This is a genomic window from Actinoplanes sp. NPDC000266, assembly GCF_042899005.1.
Classification (GTDB): domain Bacteria; phylum Actinomycetota; class Actinomycetes; order Mycobacteriales; family Micromonosporaceae; genus Actinoplanes.
In genome coordinates, this window is record NZ_JBIAZI010000001.1 from 629,474 (window position 1) to 643,238 (window position 13,765).

General features: G+C 72.6%; 11 protein-coding genes. 4 read left to right on the forward strand and 7 right to left on the reverse strand.

The window, feature by feature from the left end; genetic code table 11:
- Entirely contained in the window at positions 1–1,692 is a 1,692-nt protein-coding gene (locus ACFY36_RS02545; RefSeq protein WP_499744111.1) for a long-chain-fatty-acid--CoA ligase, read from the reverse strand.
- Positions 1,693–1,818: 126 nt separating this feature from the next.
- Here ACFY36_RS02545 and ACFY36_RS02550 point away from each other — a divergent pair, with 126 nt between their 5' ends.
- Positions 1,819–3,192, forward strand: a complete 1,374-nt coding sequence (locus ACFY36_RS02550) for an alpha/beta hydrolase family protein (protein ID WP_499744112.1) — start codon at positions 1,819–1,821, stop codon at positions 3,190–3,192.
- Positions 3,193–3,914: 722 nt separating this feature from the next.
- Positions 3,915–4,232, forward strand: a complete 318-nt coding sequence (locus ACFY36_RS02555) for a MerR family transcriptional regulator (RefSeq protein ID WP_499744113.1) — start codon at positions 3,915–3,917, stop codon at positions 4,230–4,232.
- Between the two features lie 9 nt (positions 4,233–4,241).
- Here the strand turns inward: ACFY36_RS02555 and ACFY36_RS02560 are convergent, their stop codons facing one another.
- The 3 genes from ACFY36_RS02560 to ACFY36_RS02570 all read right to left on the reverse strand — a co-directional run bounded on the left by ACFY36_RS02560 (position 4,242) and on the right by ACFY36_RS02570 (position 6,113).
- Positions 4,242–4,493 carry a hypothetical protein gene (locus tag ACFY36_RS02560; RefSeq protein ID WP_499744114.1) on the reverse strand — a complete coding sequence of 84 codons (252 nt, stop codon included), beginning with the start codon at positions 4,491–4,493 and terminating at the stop codon, positions 4,242–4,244.
- A 250-nt stretch (positions 4,494–4,743) separates the two neighbouring features.
- Complete coding sequence (locus ACFY36_RS02565) at positions 4,744–4,971, reverse strand: hypothetical protein (protein ID WP_499744115.1); 228 nt, start codon at positions 4,969–4,971, stop codon at positions 4,744–4,746.
- Between the two features lie 23 nt (positions 4,972–4,994).
- On the reverse strand, positions 4,995–6,113 hold the full coding sequence (locus ACFY36_RS02570; protein ID WP_499744116.1) for an endonuclease: 1,119 nt from the start codon (positions 6,111–6,113) through the stop codon (positions 4,995–4,997).
- 186 nt (positions 6,114–6,299) lie between these two features.
- Here ACFY36_RS02570 and ACFY36_RS02575 point away from each other — a divergent pair, with 186 nt between their 5' ends.
- Complete coding sequence (locus ACFY36_RS02575; protein ID WP_499744117.1) at positions 6,300–6,617, forward strand: hypothetical protein; 318 nt, start codon at positions 6,300–6,302, stop codon at positions 6,615–6,617.
- Here ACFY36_RS02575 and ACFY36_RS02580 read toward each other — a convergent pair.
- Both ACFY36_RS02580 and ACFY36_RS02585 read right to left on the reverse strand, forming a co-directional pair.
- On the reverse strand, positions 6,595–6,828 hold the full coding sequence (locus ACFY36_RS02580; RefSeq protein ID WP_499744118.1) for a sigma factor-like helix-turn-helix DNA-binding protein: 234 nt from the start codon (positions 6,826–6,828) through the stop codon (positions 6,595–6,597). The genes ACFY36_RS02575 and ACFY36_RS02580 overlap by 23 nt on opposite strands.
- A 63-nt stretch (positions 6,829–6,891) precedes the next feature.
- On the reverse strand, positions 6,892–10,188 hold the full coding sequence (locus ACFY36_RS02585) for a TIR domain-containing protein (protein WP_499744119.1): 3,297 nt from the start codon (positions 10,186–10,188) through the stop codon (positions 6,892–6,894).
- Between the two features lie 122 nt (positions 10,189–10,310).
- Here ACFY36_RS02585 and ACFY36_RS02590 point away from each other — a divergent pair, with 122 nt between their 5' ends.
- Positions 10,311–10,784, forward strand: a complete 474-nt coding sequence (locus ACFY36_RS02590; protein ID WP_499744120.1) for a hypothetical protein — start codon at positions 10,311–10,313, stop codon at positions 10,782–10,784.
- Here the strand turns inward: ACFY36_RS02590 and ACFY36_RS02595 are convergent, their stop codons facing one another.
- Positions 10,785–13,628: an AfsR/SARP family transcriptional regulator gene (locus ACFY36_RS02595; RefSeq protein ID WP_499744121.1), complete on the reverse strand. Its 2,844-nt coding sequence runs from the start codon at positions 13,626–13,628 to the stop codon at positions 10,785–10,787. It lies immediately after the preceding gene.
- Between the last annotated feature and the right edge of the window lie 137 nt (positions 13,629–13,765).

A 13,765-nucleotide genomic window follows, 5' to 3' on the forward strand; every position in this document is an offset into this window, starting at 1 on the left:
CTACTGCGATTTCGCGAGCAGGTCGTCCCGCACCTGGCGGCGCAGCACCTTGCCGATCTGGCTGCGCGGCAGCTCGTCCACGACCTCGATCCGGCGCGGCGCCTTGTAACCGGCCAGCCGCTCGCGTGCCCACTTCAGCATGGCGTCCGGGTCCACGGTCGCGCCTTCGGCGGCGACGACAACGGCGACGACCTCTTCCCCCGTACGCTCCGACGGCAGCCCGACGACGGCCACATCCGCCACGCCGGGATGGTCGCGGACCACGTCCTCGACCTCCGACGGATAGACGTTGAAGCCGCCCGTGATGATCAGCTCCTTGACCCGGTCGACGATCGACAGGAAGCCGTCGTCGCTCATCACGGCCACGTCGCCGGTGCGGATCCACCCGCCCGGCAGCAGGACCGCCTCGGTCTCCTCGGGCAGGTTCCAATAGCCCGAGAAGACCTGCGGGCCCTTCAGCAGCAGCTCGCCCGGCTCACCGGGCGGCATGTCGCGCGCCGGGTCGTCCCGGTCGGCGATCCGGACGTACGTCGACGGGTACGGGACACCGATCGAGCCCGCCCGTCTCCGCTCGGACATCGGGTTGCCCACCGTGATCGGTGAGGTCTCCGTCATGCCGTACCCCTCGATCAAAAGCCCTCCGGTCAGCGCCTCCCAAGCCCGGACGGTCGCGGCCGGCAGCGGCATGGCCCCGCTGAAGGAGAACTTGATCGAGCTCAGGTCGGCGCCGCGTTCCCGCGCGGCCGCGCCCAGCCGGTCGTACATCGGCGGAACGCCCGGGAAGAACGTCGGCGGCCGCCGCTTCACGGCGTCGAGCACCATGCCAGCGTCGAAGCGCGGCAACAGGACGATCGTCGCCGCGATCCGCACGGCCGTGGTCAGGCACAGGGTCAGGCCGTACGCGTGGAAGAGCGGCAGAACCGCGTAGAAAGTCTCCCCGCCGTCGCGCAGGCCGGGCACCCAGACACGGCTCTGCTCGGCGTTGGCCACCAGGTTCCGGTGGCTGAGGACGGCGCCCTTGGGGGTGCCGCTGGTGCCGCCGGTGTATTGCAGCAGGGCGGTGTCGTCGACGCCGGGCCCGGGAATCGACGGGTCGATCGGCGGCGCCTCGGCGATCATCGTCTCCCACAGCAGGGTGCCGCCCGGCAGCGTCCCGCGCATCTCGTCCCGCATCCTGCGCGCGGCCGGGAGGGGCAGTTTGAGCGCGAGCCTCTTGATCAACGGCAGCGCCGCGGTCAGGTCGACGCCGATGATGGTGGTGATCGAGGTGCGTTCGGCGGTGGCGGCCACCGTGGCCGCGACCTTCTCCCAGCAGATGGCGACGGTGGCGCCGTGGTCGGCGAGCTGGTGGGCCAGCTCGTCGGCGGTGTAGAGCGGGTTGTGCTCGACGACGACCGCGCCGAGGCGCAGCACCGCGTAGAAGGCGACCACGTGCTGCGGGCAGTTGGGCAGGATCAGCGCCACCCGGTCCCCGGGACCGACCCCCGACTGCCGCAGCGCCTCGGCGGCCCGGGCGACCTGGTCGCCGAGCTGGGCGTACGTGGTGGTGGCGCCGAGGAAGTCGAGGGCGATCCGGTCCGGGAAGCGCTCGACGGCCCCGTCCAGGTTCGCGGTCAGCGCCCGCTGGGGCTCGGCGATGTCGGCCGGCACGCCTTCCGGATAGGCCGCCAGCCAGGGCCGCTCGTCCACCATCGGGTCTCCAAACCTACGGTTGCGTAACCTCATCGAGGCTACCCCTCGGCCCCATGCAAGATCATCTGCCCCGCGACCTTGACACTCGTCGATGGACGGCGTGAAGTGTTACCGGGAGGTAACGCCATGCTCGGTCACGCCGCTCTCGCCCTCGCCCTGCTGGTGCCCCTGGCGCCCTCGCCCGGGGCGCCGGCTGCCGCCTGCACCGCGCCGGCGCCGAGCACGACCCAACCCGGCTACCTCGTGGCCGACCCCGACTGCGACCTCGACGGCTCGCCGTTCACCGCCCTGCCCGGAGCCCGGGTGCGCACCGGGGTCACCGGCGGCGCCGCCTATCGCATCGAGGTGCCGCGCAAGTGGAACGGCGGGCTCGTCGTCTGGGCCCACGGCTACCGCGGAACCGGCACGACGGTGTACGTCAACGATCCCGACCTGCGCGAGCACTACGTGTCCCGCGGCTACGCGTGGGCCGCCTCCAGCTACGCCACCAACGGCTACGACGTGGGCCAGGGCGTACGCGACTCGGTCGCCCTGATCGACGTGTTCCGCAGGGCCACGGGCAACCGTCCCCGGCAGGTCATCATGTCCGGGGCGTCGATGGGCGGCCACATCACCGCGGTGGCGATCGAGGAACATCCGCGCGCCTTCGCCGGCGCCATGCCGTACTGCGGGGTCCTGGGCGACACCGCCCTCTACGACTACTTCCTCGACGCGAACGTCACGGCGGCCGCCCTCACCGGCGCCGACATCGAGTTCCCGCTCCAGCCGGGTGCCGACTACCAGCAGGTGTGGCGCTCACAAGTGGGCCAGATCGTGCCGAAGCTCGGCCTCCCCACGGGATCCACGCCGGCCGGTCGCGCCTGGTCGGCCGTCCTGGAACGTCGCAGCGGCGGGGACAGACCTGGCTTCGACGGCGCGTTCGCGTACTGGAACTCCGCCTCCTCCCTGCCCCCGCTGGCCGACCTGCCGTTCCTCTTCGGTCTCTATCCGGGCTTGCAGGGCGGCACGGGAGGAATCGCTCCCGGCAACGTCACCGACAACCGGCGCACCTTCTACCGGAGCACCGACCGCCTGTGGCCCACCGCCGAGGAGTTGCGCCTCAACCGCGACGTGCTGCGGGTACGCCGCACCGCGACCGCCGACCCCGGCCTGGCCGGCATTCCCCGGGTCGACGGAAACCCCCGGGTCCCGGTCCTTTCCCTGCACGACATAGGCGACCTTTTCGTCCCGTTCTCGATGGAGCAGGTGTACGCCTCCCGAGCGGCCCGCAACGGCAAATCAAAGCTCTTCGTCTCCCGCGCCATCCGGGGCGTGGGCCATTGCGACTTCACCGTTCCCGAGCTGACCGAGGGCTTCGACGACCTGACCACGTGGCTCCGCACAGGCCACCGCCCCGCAGGCGACGCCATCCTCGACCGCCGGGCGGTAGCCGCCCCGACGTTCGGCTGCCGCTGGACCCGGGGAACCCACCCCGGCTTCACAGCTCCGCCCTGCCCTTAGGACGCGCGCCCGCCGCCCACGACCTGCTCACCTCCCGGCCACCGCACCCCTCGGCGGAGCGATCGAGCCGACGTCGTCGCGTCGCCGGCTGGGCAATGCGGGACCGCGGCCGCACTCGACCACGCCGCCGATCGGCCGCGCCTCGGCGGCCCAACCGAGCTGATCGCCGCGTGGTGGGGTCACGCGCCGACCGGCGCGAAGGTGCTGGCCTCGTCGACACGCCGAGAAAATCTATGATGTGGTGACTAGATTTTCTTGGCAACCTCGGTTAGTGTTCCTGGTGTTGAACGAAGAGATCGTGGAAGACGCCGACGAAATGACCGAGCGTCAAGCAGGGCCCGGACCCATGTCGTGGGCTCGCTCGGCATAAGCGGCAACGCCGCACGAGTAACAGCTCGTCGCACGTGTGGGGGCCATGGGATTCGCGTGGGGCTCCGGCACCGGCGGGCAGCACGACAGCAACACGCACGACAGATCGGGAAACAGAGGAAAGGGAGGGCTGAACACCGTTGGATCGCCCGCTTCCAGGACGCAGTACGGCCCTGGGCGGTCACCGCAGTTTCCATCGAACGAGAGGTGGTCTCCGGTCACGCATTTGCGATCCTCGCACCCCAGTGGTGCGCATACGAGAATTCGGCGAACCTGCCGGTAGATGGTGTTTGAACCCGTAACCCTGGGCCCCGGCGTAACGCCGGGGCCCTCGTCATGGATCAGAGGTGTTTATGGCCCAACCCGACGACATGTTCGGCGACGAGGATTACCCCGCCTATACGATGGGCCGCGCCGCGGAGATCACCGGCGCCTCGCAGGACTTCCTGCGCCGCCTCGGCGAGGCGAAACTGATCACCCCGTTGCGGTCGGCCGGTGGCCACCGCCGTTACTCCCGCTACCAGCTGCGCCTGGCCGTGCGGGCCCGGGAGATGGTCGAGCAGGGCACCGCCCTCGAGGCCGCCTGCCGCATCATCATCCTCGAGGATCAGCTCGAGGAGGCGCTCAGGCAGAACGACCAGTACCGGCGCCAGCAGGAGGCCGGCGCCTGAACCGCTCGCTCAGCCCAGGTTCTTGAGCTGAGCCTCGACCCGCTCGCGGCGCTGCACCAGCACGTCGATGACGGCCTCGGTCTCGTTGATGCCGGTCAGCTCGGTCGCGATGTCCTCCGGCTCCTGAAAGCCCTCGGAGTTGTCGCCGTCCTCACCGCGCCGCGACTGCGCGTCGCCGGCCACCCGCCGCAGCTCGGCCAGCTCGGCGTCGATGTCCTTGAGTTCCTGCCGCAGCTGCTCGGGCGTCGCTTGATCAGTCATGCCCGCCATCATACGAACGGCCCCGAGCCCCCCGCCCACCGGCGGATCGCCCCAGCTCGGGGAAAGGCGAGCCCCGAGGCCCCACCACGCCGAGGGTCATCCGTATTGCCATGATTCATGGTGGTTGGCGGGAGGCGAATGTCTTCCGCGTCACGACGACGCGCGGTCCGCGCCTTCACGGCCACCTCGTGCTCCGGCGAGGCGGCCGAACTCAGAGGCGGGCCGGCCGAAACCCGGGGCGCGTCGGCGCTCATGCCACCTTCAGTTCCTGGGCGGCGACGAAGACCCCGCGGCGCCGGAATGCGGCCGGGGCGTGGACCACCGCTTCGACTCTCGCGGAACGCGTGACGAAGGGAAACCAGAAGCGGCGCAACGCGCGTGACTCGGCCCAGGGCGGGGGAGCGTGCCCGTCCTGGGCGGCCAGCGCGGCCAGGAAAACGTCCCAGTGCTCGTCGCCGGTGCCGGAGGGCTCCCGCACGCTACGACGGTGGCAGCAGCGCGTCAGCTGAAGACTGAGGCTGCCCACTCGGGGTGGTCGATGAACGGGTTTCGGTTGTGCTGGTACGTGGTGTAGATGATCTGGTTGCGGTTGCGCTCGGCGGCGTCCGGCGGGTCCTGCGTGTTCCACTGGAGCAGGGCCGAGAGCTTGCCCAGGCGCGGGGCGCTGCCGCCGCTCGTGGCGTTGTCGACCTCCAGGTCGGGCCACGAGTCGTCGCCCTCGTAGCGGACGGCCATGTAGAAGATCATGCGGGCCACGTCGCCCTTGACGGCGTTGCGGGGTTCCCACGAGTCGGCGTCCGTGTAGTTGCCGGGGGCTCCCGTGGCCGCGCTTCCGCCCGTGTCGAAGTCTTTGTTGTCGCGCAGCGCGTTGACCGCCACGTCCTCGGGGCGCAAGTGGTGCAGGTCGGTTCCGGGGCCGGTGGCCGTGCCGAAGTCGCCGTGTGACTTGGCCCAGACGTGTTCCCGGTTCCAGTTGCCGGCGTTGCCGCCGTTCAGGGTCTTGGCGCGGCTGGTCCCGGAGTAGAGCAGGATCACGTTGGCCGAGTTCGCCGGGTCCTGGTCGGTGACTTTCAGGGCGTTCCAGACCGCGTCGTACGACAGCTTGGTCATCCCGCTGGAGATGATGCTGTGCAGGGACGACTTCAGCGCCTCGCCCGTCTTGCCGGCCGCGGCCGCGTAGTAGGAGTCGGCTGGGGGAGTGGTCGGCGGCGTGGTCGGGGAGGCCGTCATCGCGGTCGGCGACTTCAGGCCGGGGTGGGAGAAGTACGCGGTCAGCGTCCCGGTGACGGTGATGGCGGTCCGCATCAGGCCGGGGTTGGTGCGCAGGCCGAAGGCGCTTCGGTACGAGGTGGTGATCTGGACGTACAGCATGTTGGCGGTGTTGGTCTCGCCGCTGCTGTCGGCCAGGGCGAGCGCCGTGTCGCCGGTGAAGCCGCTCGTCCGTACGGTCGACGTGGCCGTCGGCTCGCCGACGATGTAGCCGCGGACCGTCCCGGTGCCGCTCTGGCCGCTGATCGCCTGGGCGACGGTCAGGGTGGCGGCCGACATCGCGGCCGGCGCCCAGAGCAGGGTGATTCCCAGGGCCAGCAGGGCCGTCACGACGCGTGCCGTCCTGAACATGGGCGCTCCGATCAGCAGCTGATATCGATGCCGATCAGCATATGGAGCGATCGGCGCCGGGCGGCCATATCAGCTTCGCCATAATCCGGATATGACCGTAATTCGGGCAAAAAGACTAGCCGATCGACCGTGACCAGCGGGTTCTCCGAGGATCATGCTTCGGGTAAGAGGCAAAGGAGTCGGATCATGTTGCTCCAGGGAACGAAAGCGACCGAGCGGCCGCAGCGCACCACCGGCGTCATCGTCACTCCGGTCGAGCCGGAGAAGGCCGAGTCGACAGCCGGGCCAGAGCTGGAAAAGGTCGAAGCCCGCGTCTATCCGCCGCTCACCTGGCCCAAGCCCACCGTCGGCCAGGTGCTCGCCGAGGGGCTCGGCGGGATGAGCAAGGCCGTGCTGATCATGCTGGTCTTCGGCGCCGTGCTCATCGGCACGGCCATGGGTGTCGCCCTCGTGCTGTCGGGCATCGTGCACGGGCTGGGCTTCAACCCCTCGGGCGGTTACTAGGCCCGGAGACCACCGCCGACAGGGTGCGCATGGCCTCGTACAACCTGGCCTTGACCTCGGCCTGAGGCAGGCCCAGCGCCTCCGCCGCCTCGCGTGGCGTGCGGCGGCGGAAGTACGTCGCGACGAGGATCTCCCGGTGGGGCTCCGGGAGATCCCGCAACAGCGACTCCATGGGGGGCCGCCGGGTCGCGTCGGCCTTGGTGGTCGGCATGACCGGTACTCTGCTCAACCCCGGCGGCCGACTCCAGTGCGCAGATGCGGCGTAGTGGTCCCGTCACCCGCCGCAGGTACGCCGGTATTTGAGCTCGGGGACGAAACGCGACCACTCGGCCGCGTTCAGGCCCCGCCCGGTGGTCGCGCAGGCGTACTGGGCCGGGTCGGCGCGCAGGCCGTTGAGCTTGGCGTAGCCCCACAGCGTGACCGTCGCCGGCTCGCGGGCGGACTGGCTGGTCACCGCCAGCGTGCGGCCGTCGCCCCCGAACGTCACCTCCCGCACCTCGGCCCCCTTGCTGGTGCGGACCGTGGCCAGCCGGATCGGCGCGGCCGGCACGGCGGTGTCCCACAGGGTCGCCGTATATCCGGCGTCGCCGGTGGCCAGGGTGCGCCCGTCGGGGCTGAAGGCCACCGAACGCACCCACCGGCCCTGGCTGGGCAGGGAGGCGAGCCGCTGCGGGCGTGACCGGTCGGCGACGTCCCACAGCAGCGTCGTGCGGTCGAAGCCGCCGCTGGCCAGGGTGCGGCCGTCGGGGGCGAAGGCGATCGACTCGACCGCGTCGCTGTGCCCGGTCAGCGTGGCCAGCCGGGCCGGCGCGGCGCGGGTGGTCAGGTTCCACAGCGTGACCGCCGGGTCCTCGTCGCCGCCGGTGGCCAGGGCGCGCCCGTCGGGGCTGAAGGCCACGGCCGTGCCGAAGCTGCCGGTGAGCCGGGCCCGCAGCACCGGGCGGGCCCGGTTGGAGACATCCCACAGCATCATCGAGGTGGAGTCGGCGACCACGGCCAGGGTGCGACCGTCGGGGCTGAAGGCCATCGCGTTCGTGCCCCGCACCTCACCCGGCAGGGTGGCGAGCGTCGTGGTGCCCACCCGCAGCGTCCCGCTCTCGGCGGTGACGGTCGCGACCGTGCGGCGGTCGGGCCCGAAGGCCACCGACCGGACCGCCTCGTCGCGCAGGGTCCGGTCGGCGCCGCGGACCGGGCGGCTCGGATTGGCCGTGTTCCACGTGCTGGCCGTGCCGTTCGAGCCGGCCGCGACCAGCGAGCGCCCGTCCGGGCCGAAGACCGTCGCCTCGGCGTTGCCGCCCGGTACGGCCAGGGTGGCCAGCGAGCTGGGCTGGCCGGACGGCGTCACCTTCCACAGGGTGGTCGTGGCCGAGCCGTCGGCGGTGACCAGCGTGCCGGCGCCCGGGGCGAGCGACAGCGTCGTGATCGGGCCGTGCGCCTTCACCGTGGCGATGGCGCCGGGGCTGCGGGTGGCCGACTCGTCGTACAGCGCCGCCGTGCCGTTCTGGTCGCCGGCGGCCAGCAGGCGGCCGTCGGGGCTGTAGACGAGCGAGGTGACCTGGCCGGACAGGCCGGTCCGGGTGTCGAACGGGTCGTCGTCCTCGTCCGGCATGTCCGGGAAGTCCGGGGGAGGGCCACCGTCGGCCGGATCGTCGGCCGGATCGTCCTCCCCGCCCGGCGGGACCCCCTGGACGGTCGCCCTCGGGGTCCGGTTCGTCATGTTCCACAGCGCCACCGAACCCTCGCTGAGGCCGACGGCCAATGTGGATCCGTCCGGGCTGAACGCCATCGGCGACGCGCCGAAGCTGAGGAATCCGGGCAGGCTGTCCGGCGCGGCCGGGTCGCTCAGGTCGAAGACCGGCACGGACCGCGCCTTGTCCACGATCAGCAGGCGCCCGTTCGGGCTGAGCGCCAGGTGCAGCACCGGATAGGAGTCCTGGCCGGTCGGCTCGGACAGCAGCGCGGGCTTGGCCGGGTCGGTGGTGTCCCAGACGGCCGTGCCGCCGGCGTTGTCGCCCGTGATCACGACGTCGCCGCCGAACGCCAGGGCGGTGACCGCACGGCCGGTCGGCAGCGTGGCCCGCCGCACCGGCTTCGATCGCTTGGTGACGTCCCACAGGACCGCCCGGCCCTGCGCGTTCAGCACGGCCAGGGTGCGCCCGTCCGGGCTGAGGCTCAGGACCCGGCCGGTCGCGGTTCCCGGCAGCGTGGCGACGCGGGCCGGTTTGCGCGGGTCGGTCACGTTCCACAGCGTCACCCGGCCGTCGTTGCCGAGAGAAACCAAAATCCCGTCCGGTCCGTACGCCGAGACCACCGACCCGCCGATCGCGCCCGCGTACGTGGTCGACGTGACGAGGCCGGTCAGCTGCCGGCGGGTCGCCGTGTCGGGGTTGAGCCGCTGGGCCGCCGCGCCCAGCATCAGGGCCGTCCGCGGATCGTCGACGATCGTCGTGGTGGCCTGGTTCATCAGCCGCCGGCTGACCGCGATGCGCTGCTGCTCCGCGGCCTTGGCCTGCTGCGCCTTGGCCTCGGTGGCCGCCTGCCGGGCCAGCCGCTGCTGCTCGGCCGCGATCGTCGCCTGCCGCTGGGCTTCCTCCTTGAGCCCTCGCGCCTCCAACTGGAGCTGCTGGGCCAGCTCGGACGCCTGGGCCGCCAGCCGCTGCTGCTGCTCGGTGCGGACCGCGGCCTGGTCGGCCAGCTGCCGCTGGCGCCGGGCCAGGGCGGCCGCCTCGTCGGCCAGCGCCTGCTGCTCCTCGGCCATCCGCTCGGACGCCTCGGCGGCCGCGCTGGCGCGGGCCGCCCGGCTCTGCTGCTCCTGGGCCAGGCCCTGCTGGCGCCGGGCCTCGGCCGCCGACCGCTCGGCCAGGGTGCGCTGGTCGCCGGCCAGCTGCTGCTGCCGCAGCGACTCGGCCGCCGCCGCCCGCGCCCGCTCGCCGTTGCGCACCGCCGACAGCCCGGTGACCGAGGCCAGCACGGCCAGCACGACCAGGGTCACCGCGGCCCCGGAGAGCAGCCGCCGGGCCCGGCGGTGCTGGCGTACGTCCTCGCCCTCCAGCTCGTCCTTGCTCACGCCGTGCATCGGGGCGGCGAGCTGGGCGATCGCGTCGCGGAAGCGGGAGTGCCGCAGGCTCAGGTGCTCGTTGCCGCGGGCCCACCGCAGGTCGAGGAAGAACGGCTCCTCGCTGAAGACGCCCCGCAGCGCCGGCGGCACCGCGGTCGAGCCCTCGGTGAAGTCGCCGCGCGCCTCGTCCCACTCCCATTCGCCGTCGGTGACCACCGGCAGGATCCGGTCGGCCGACTTGGTGGCGATCCAGTGCTCGATCTCCTTGTTCACCCACGGCGACTGGGCCGCCTCGGGCGAGGCCATCAGCAGGAAGTGCTGCGAGCCGTCGAGGGCGGTCTGGATGGAGGACCACAGGCCGGGCGTCACCGCCAGGCCGGTCTGGTCCCGGAAGATCCACAGCGCGCGCCGCCGATGCCAGGGCTTGGCCAGCCGGTGCAGGCCACGCTGCACAGCCGGAGCCAGCCGTCCGTCGCCGGAATGGCTGTATGAGATGAACCCATCGAAGGTCATGGGGGGTCCTCCGGTGATCGGCACGTGCTGCGGCGACAGATTCTGCCTGGCACCGGCCCCATGAGCAAAGGCGGGAGGCCGTATCGTTCGGGATTCACCAGCGGGGCGGGACGGAGGCCGATGTGCGGTTCGGTGTGACGGGCCATCGCGTCCTGCCTCCGGCCATCGCCGAGCGCGCGGTGTGCCATTGGCGCCGGGTGCTGCCCGAGGGCTCTTCGCCGTACGGGGTGTCGAGCCTGGCCGACGGGGCCGACCAGCTGTTCGCGAGCCACGTCCTGGCGGCCGGCGGCACCCTCGAGGCGGTGCTTCCCTGCGAGGGCTACGCGGCCTCCCTCATCGCCGACGACAGCCGGGCCCGCCTGCGTGAGCTGTGCGCCGCGGCGGCGAAGGTGACCACGCTGCCCTATCCGGAGCCCAGCGAGCGGGCCTACCTCGCCGCCGGCCTGGCCCTGGTCGACCGCTGCGACCACCTGTTCGCCGTCTGGGACGGCGAGCCGGCCCGGGGGATGGGCGGCACAGCCGACATCGTCACGTACGCCCGGGCCCAGGGCCGCCCGGTCACCGTGCTCTGGATCGAGGGCGTGGTCCGGGTCTGACTAGAGGCCCTCGGTGGCGCGTGCCTGCTCGTAGCGGTCGCCGATCTCCCGGGCCAGGATCAGCGCCTGCTCGTGGTGGGCCCGGGCCCCGGCCGTGTCGCCGGTGGCCCGCAGCGCCTGACCGAGGTCGTTGAGGGCCTCGGCCTCGCTGGCCCGGTCGCCGATCCGCCGGTGCAGCACCAGGGCGCGGCGCAGGTGGACCGCCGCCTCGGCGTGCCGGCCGCCGCGGGCGTAGACCGCCGCCAGGTCGGTCAGCACGTACGCCTCGGCCGTCCGGTCACCGTTCTGCCGGGCCACGGCCAGGCTCCGCTCCAGATGGGTGGCGGCCCGCTCGAGCTCGGCGGGCTCGCCGGAGAGCCGGGCCAGCAGCGACAGCACGTACGCCTCGCTGAACCGGTCGCCGGTCCGGCCGGCCAGCTCGAGGGCCGACTGGAACCGCTTGGTGGCCTGGGCCTCGTCGCCGAGCCGGGCGTCGACCAGGCCGAGCCGCACCGACGCGTCGGCCTGCCCGGCGTCGTCGCCCAGCCGCTGGTAGAGCGCCCAGGCCCGCTCGTAGTGGTCGGCCGCCCGGCGATAGTCGCCGAGCCGCCAGTGGACGCTGCCCAGGTTGCGCAGCACCACCGCCTCGGCCGCCGGGTCGTCGAGGCCGGAGTAGAGCGCCAGGGCCTGCCCGTACGTGCCGGCCGACTCGCCCAGACGGCCCTGCCGCCGGTGCAGCCGCCCCAGATCGGACAGCGCCCGCGCCTGGGCGCTGCGGTCGCCGAGGGCCAGCGCGGCCGACACGGCCGACGAGGTGACGGTGACGGCCTCGGCCACCGGGCCGCCGGCGTCGAGATAGCGGAACAGCGTGCCCGCGAGGTCGACGGCGAGGCGGTGCCGTCCGTGGGCGGCCGCGTACGTGCAGACGGCGGCGAGGTTGGGCCGCTCGGCCTCGATCCAGCCCCGGGCCGTCTCCGGATCGCCGGACACGACCGGCCCGGCCGGATAGAGCGTGGCCATCGCGGACACCGAGCTGGCCAGGTAGTGATCGAAGAGCCGGGTCAGCGCGGCCTCCCGCTCCTCGGCCGGGTCGTGTCCGGCGGCGAGCTCGGCCGCGTACGCCCGCAGCAGGTCGTGCATGCCGTAGCGGCCACCGCGGGCGGCCTGGGCCAGACTGGCCCGGACCAGCACGCCGAGCAGCCGCCGGGCCTCGCCCACCTCGGTTCCGGTCAGCGCGGCCACGGCCTCGACGTGCACGGTCTCGCCCGGATGAAGGCCGAGCAGCCGGAACACCCGGGCCGCGTCGGCCGGCAGGTTCTGGTACGACCAGGAGAACACGGCCCGGACCTCGGCCCGCGGGTCGCCCGCGTCGAGCAGGTCGAGCCGCATCCGGTGGTCGCTGAGCTCGCCGACCAGCTCCTCCAGCGAGACGTCGGGCCGGGCGGCGGCCAGCTCGGCCGCGATCCGCAGCGCCAGCGGCAGCCGGCAGCAGGCGGCGGCCAGATCCCCGGCGACCGTCGCCTCACGGTCGACCCGGTCGCCGATCAGCCGCCGCAGCAGCCCGACCGCGTCGGCCGGGGGCAGCAGATCCAGGTTGATCCGCTCGGCGCCGTGGATGGCCACCATGCCCGGCAGCGCGTCCCGGCTGGTGATCAGCACCAGACACGACCCCGTACCGGGCAGCAACGGCCGTACCTGCTCGACCGAGGAGGCGTTGTCGAGCAGCACGAGCATCCGGCGGCCGGTCAGCTCGGAGCGGTAGCGGCCGGCCCGTTCCTCGACGCCGGGCGGGATCTCGGTACCCCGTACACCCAAAGCAGTGAGAAACCCGGACAGAGCGTCACCGACGGCGACGGGTTGCTCGCAGTCGTAGCCGCGCAGGTTCACGTAGAGCTGGCCGTCGGGGAAAGCCTCCCGGACCCGGTGGGCCCAGCGGACGGCCAGGGCGGACTTGCCCACCCCAGCCGTGCCGGAGAGCAGCACGACGGTCAGCGGCGGCTCGTCGCCGTCGGTCAAGACCTGGTCAAGAGCTTTCAATTCGGTCGTACGCCCGATGAAGGCCCGCACATCGGCCGGCAACTGCGCCGGCACCGCCCGGGCCGCGGCGACCTGGACCACGGCGGAGGCGGTCAGGGTCGGATCGGCGGCGATGATCCGCTCGTGCAGCCGGCGCAGGCCGGGGCCGGGGTCGCTGCCCAGCTCCTCGGCCAGGCTGTGCCGGATCCGCCGGTACTGCTCGTCGGCGTCGGCCTGCCGCCCGCACCGGTAGAGGGCGAGCATGAGCTGCTCGGCCAGGCGCTCGTCGAGCGGGTGCTCGGCCGCGGCGGCGGACAGCGAGGGCAGCAGCTCACCGTGCCGGCCCAGCCGCAGCAGCACGTCGTTGTGGTCGAGCTCGGCCGCGAACCGCTCGCCCAGCAGCAGCTCGCGCGTCGAGGAGAGCCAGGGGGTGTCGAGACCGGCGAACGGCTCACCCCGCCACAGCTCGAGCGCCCTGGTGATCTGCTCGGCGGCCGACCGGTCCGAGTCGGCGCCCCGGGCCAGCGCCACAAGCCGGCGGAAACGGTGCAGATCGACCGCTTCCGGGTCGGCCGTCAGGGCGTACCCACCCGGTCGTCTCTCGATCCCGACGCCGGAATCGGCGAGGGCGGTCCGCAGGCGGGAGAGATAGCTGTAGAGCGCGCCGGCGGCCCGCTGCGGCGCATCGTCGCCCCAGACCCGGTCGATGAGCTGGTCGACCGTGACCGGCCGCCCCACCTCCACCAGCAGCGCGGCGAGCACGCTGCGCTGCCGGGCATGCCCCAGCCCGACCGGCTGCCCGGCGACACGGGCCTCCACCACGCCGAGCACGCCGAACTCCGCCGTCAACTGCCCTCCGCTGGGGATTCAAGACATCTACAAGGTGAGCGACAAGTCTTGCACGCTTCATACAAGGTCCAGCCACGACCATGGATCCAGTACGGGGGAAGCAGGTCGCCCGCCCTGGCCCGACGGCGCGCAAGCGT

Bases quoted from the DNA above. Each gene is read 5' to 3' on its own strand.
- ACFY36_RS02575 (WP_499744117.1), top strand. From the start codon at position 6,300: ATGTTGCTCCAGGGAACGAAAGCGACCGAGCGGCCGCAGCGCACCACC.
- ACFY36_RS02580 (WP_499744118.1), bottom strand. From the start codon at position 6,828: ATGCCGACCACCAAGGCCGACGCGACCCGGCGGCCCCCCATGGAGTCG.
- ACFY36_RS02555 (WP_499744113.1), top strand. From the start codon at position 3,915: ATGGCCCAACCCGACGACATGTTCGGCGACGAGGATTACCCCGCCTAT.
- ACFY36_RS02560 (WP_499744114.1), bottom strand. From the start codon at position 4,493: ATGACTGATCAAGCGACGCCCGAGCAGCTGCGGCAGGAACTCAAGGAC.
- ACFY36_RS02545 (WP_499744111.1), bottom strand. From the start codon at position 1,692: ATGGTGGACGAGCGGCCCTGGCTGGCGGCCTATCCGGAAGGCGTGCCG.
- ACFY36_RS02550 (WP_499744112.1), top strand. From the start codon at position 1,819: ATGCTCGGTCACGCCGCTCTCGCCCTCGCCCTGCTGGTGCCCCTGGCG.
- ACFY36_RS02585 (WP_499744119.1), bottom strand. From the start codon at position 10,188: ATGACCTTCGATGGGTTCATCTCATACAGCCATTCCGGCGACGGACGG.
- ACFY36_RS02570 (WP_499744116.1), bottom strand. From the start codon at position 6,113: ATGTTCAGGACGGCACGCGTCGTGACGGCCCTGCTGGCCCTGGGAATC.